Source organism: Parafrankia sp. FMc2 (assembly GCF_041008525.1).
In the GTDB taxonomy this organism is placed as follows: domain Bacteria; phylum Actinomycetota; class Actinomycetes; order Frankiales; family Frankiaceae; genus Parafrankia.
Genome location: NZ_JBFLUG010000301.1, coordinates 1 through 3,257, shown reverse-complemented (window position 1 = coordinate 3,257; position 3,257 = coordinate 1). Strand labels below are relative to the sequence as shown.

At 67.7% G+C, this 3,257-nt stretch carries 2 protein-coding genes and 2 pseudogenes; 3 read left to right on the top strand and 1 reads right to left on the bottom strand.

Translation table 11 applies throughout. The features are described 5' to 3' along the window. Together AB1460_RS36440 and AB1460_RS36435 are read left to right on the top strand one after the other, a co-directional pair. Positions 1-298: pseudogene (locus AB1460_RS36440) on the top strand (transposase); the annotation flags it as partial. Positions 299-346: 48 nt separating this feature from the next. After that, a pseudogene (locus AB1460_RS36435) lies at positions 347-817 on the top strand (IS110 family transposase); the annotation flags it as partial. On the opposite strand, the gene AB1460_RS36430 reads toward AB1460_RS36435, so the two are convergent. Beyond that, positions 705-2,054, bottom strand: coding sequence for a 4Fe-4S binding protein (locus AB1460_RS36430; RefSeq protein WP_368967047.1), 1,350 nt, complete (start codon positions 2,052-2,054; stop codon positions 705-707). The pseudogene AB1460_RS36435 and the gene AB1460_RS36430 overlap by 113 nt on opposite strands. A 53-nt stretch (positions 2,055-2,107) precedes the next feature. On the opposite strand from AB1460_RS36430, the gene AB1460_RS36425 reads away from it, so the two are divergent. Beyond that, positions 2,108-2,800, top strand: a complete 693-nt coding sequence (locus AB1460_RS36425) for a winged helix-turn-helix transcriptional regulator (RefSeq protein ID WP_368967045.1) — start codon at positions 2,108-2,110, stop codon at positions 2,798-2,800. Positions 2,801-3,257: the final 457 nt, after the last annotated feature.

The window sequence follows — 3,257 nt, the reverse complement described above, 5'->3', positions numbered from 1 at the left end:
ACGATCTGGATGTGCTGCTGGCGTTCTACGACTACCCCGCCGAGCACTGGGTGCACCTGCGGACCACGAACCCGATCGAGTCCACCTTCGCGACCGTCCGTCACCGCACCCGGGTCACCAAGGGCCCGGATCCCGGGCCGCCGGACTGGCCATGGCGTTCAAGCTCATCGAAGCCGCCCAGACCCGCTGGCGGGCCGTCAACGCACCCCACCTCGTCGCCCTCGTCCGCGCCGGCGCCGTCTTCGAAGCAGGCCAGCTCGTCGAACGCCCCACCACACCCGTCACCCAAGCCGCCTAACGATCACCACCCACAAGTCTTGACTATTTCTCCGTTCTCGGTGTCGACACCCACAAGGATGTCCACGTCGCCGCGGTCCTCACCCCGGTTGGGGCGCTGCTGGGCAGCGCGACCTTCCCGACGACCGCTGACGGCTATGCACAGCTGCTGGCCTGGGCGCGAGAGCATGGGACCGTCTGCCGGGCAGGAGTCGAGGGCACCGGCTCCTACGGCGCGGCCCTGACCCGGCATCAGAAGACTCAAACGCTACATCGCCCGCGAGATCTACAACGCCATCCCACGCACCAGCCCACCGGTCACCGCGGCTACGTGACAACACAGGGGCGTCAGAGCCACGCGGACTACCCACGAACCGAAGGTCACCCTGCAGATTCAAGGTCGATAAGGCCGTGTCACTTTCCGCGGGTCAGCTCAGGCAGGCCAGCAGGCTCTGGAATGCGGACGGATCGCCGTCGACGGTGTGGTTGCCCTGTGCGGTGTAGGCGGGACGGCCGGCAATCGGGCGGTGCAGGATCTTGATGTAATCGAGCGCGTCGCATACCACGGTCGCGTCGACGGGCGATTCGTCGACCGGCCCCGTCGTGAGTCGTCCGTTCTCGACTCTGGCGAGCAGGGTGCCGTCGGGGAAACGGAAGGCGACCCGAAGTCCATCCGGCAGAGGTCCACTTGAAGTGAACATGTGCCGCAGCCCGAGGGCGAAGTTGGCGACGGTGGAGACGTCAGGCTTGAAGTCGAGGTAACGCACCTGCTTGGCAGGGTTGCGTAGGGCTGTCTTCTCTGCGTGACTGCCGGATTGCACGTAGACCGGTTCCGGGTGCCGGCGCAGCGGGAGCAGCACGTCGTCGCGGTAGCGCGCCTTGTCGGCCAGGTACGGGCCGATGACGTCCTCACCGGCCGGGCACACTGCCATGCAGTAGGCGGCCTTGTAGGTTGGTTCGAACGCCAGGGACTGCAGCATCGACAGGGTCTCGCCCTCGCGGAACTTCGCGCGGTAAGCGCTGGCGTCCCCGGCGGCCACGGCGTCGACCCAGTCCGTCGCGCTGAACGGGAACTCGCGGTAGTTGTGCCCGAGGCAGGCGAAGAAGTCGAAGTCCCCGACGTTGCTGATCGCCCCGACCGGGCATGCGGCGACGCAGAGGTTGCAGCCCAGGCAAGGGTTGTAGTCCAGTGGCTGGTTGTAGGCGTCGATCTCGACGTCGACCAGTACCGTCTCGAGCAGCACGAAGTTTCCGAACTTCGGATGGATGACGTTGCGGTTGACGCCCATGTGGCCCATGCCGGCTTCGACGGCCACGATCTTGTGCGCGATGGCCCAGCTGACCTGACCGGGCGGGGCCTGCATGTCCATCGGGAACCCTATGTTGGTCGACACCGCGCGGATACCGGCCTCGGCCAGCTGCTCGCAGACGCGCGCGGCGGCGGTTCCGAGCTTGTCTCCGGTGCGGTGCCAGGCGCTGTTCGCCGTCGCGCGCGAGGTCGATCGGATCGCCTCGCGATTGGAGATCCCGACGAGGCAGATCAGCGCCTTGACAGCCGGGAACAGCCGGCGGGCGTTGTCGTTCTCCCCGTCCAGGCCGGCCCGGCCGATCTCCACGAAACCGACGTCGTCGGCTCCGGCCCGCAGACACAACTCACGCAGCCAGTCGGCCTCGACGCGCTCACGACGACGCGGGGCGGACAATGACGCCTCGTGCGCCCGGCGGGCGGCCTCGGCCTTGTCGCTGCCTCGGAAGATCCGGCTCGCTTCGTTCACCATGCCAGAACACTATCATGGGGATAGTATATCTACGGCAGGGTTAAGCTGGGCGCGTGCCGACCACGCCGCGCTCCGCGTACGCGCACTACTGCATGCTCGCCAGGACCCTCGAGCGCCTGGGTGACCGCTGGGCCCTGCTCGTCGTGCGCGACCTGGTGACTGGCCCGAGGCGCTTCACCGACCTGATGGACAGGCTCGGCGGCATCACACCGCGGACCCTGACGCAGCGTCTGCGCGATCTCGAAGCGGACGGGCTCGTCCTCGTCGACCGGGTTCCCGGTCGACGGGAAGTCTGGTACAGCCTCACTCCTGCCGGCATCGACCTCGCACCCGCCCTGGATGAACTCGTGCTGTGGGGTCTGCGCCATCTCGCCGCGCTCCCCGCGCCGGGCGAACCGACCCATCCCGAGCACCTGCTCAGCGCCCTGCGCCTCGTCCTGGACCGCGAGAAGCTCGACGTCGGCCCGGTCACCTGGGTAGTCCGGACCCGCGACCACGACGACAACTACACGATCAGCGGGCGGGGCGGCCGATGGACGCTGGAGGACACCGCAGTCCCGAATCCGGACATCGAACTGCTCGGCACCAGACGAGACCTGGCCGACTACCTCACTACACTCCACCCGGCGCGCGCCGCGGGTCACCCTGGCGTTCGCGTGCGGGGCAGCGAGCAGGAGATCAGCAGGTTCCTCGGCGCGATCGCCGCCTTCCCGCAACCGCCGCGTGGCCCGGCTCCGTCGGTATGACCTGACGATCAGGCCAAGGGTGAGATTGACGGTTCGGGGGGTAACGGGGCTCTGTTCGGCGTGGCTCGGCTGACCGGTGGTGCACTCGTCGTTCACAGCCAGCATGATCATGCTGTCGCCCTCGTCGACGCCCGCTCGTAGGCCAGTCCGACACCAGACGCACACGGCAACGCATGACCTGGATGATCACCGCCGTGGTGATGGCGATCGGTCTGATCGGCACGGCGACGCGAGCCGTCGTCTGGCAACTGGTGGACGTTAGCGGTGATGGATGGGCGGCGCCTGCTGGTCCATGAGGGGCAGCAGCCGGCGTAGGCGGATCTCCCCGTGTGAACCGCCCCGGGTCGGATGGAGGCTTGATTCTCTGAGAGGATCGAGTCATGGCACGTCCTTCCCCTTACCCCGCCGAGCTGCGGCGTCGTGCGGTCCGGATGGTCGCCGAGGTCCGTCCCGACTA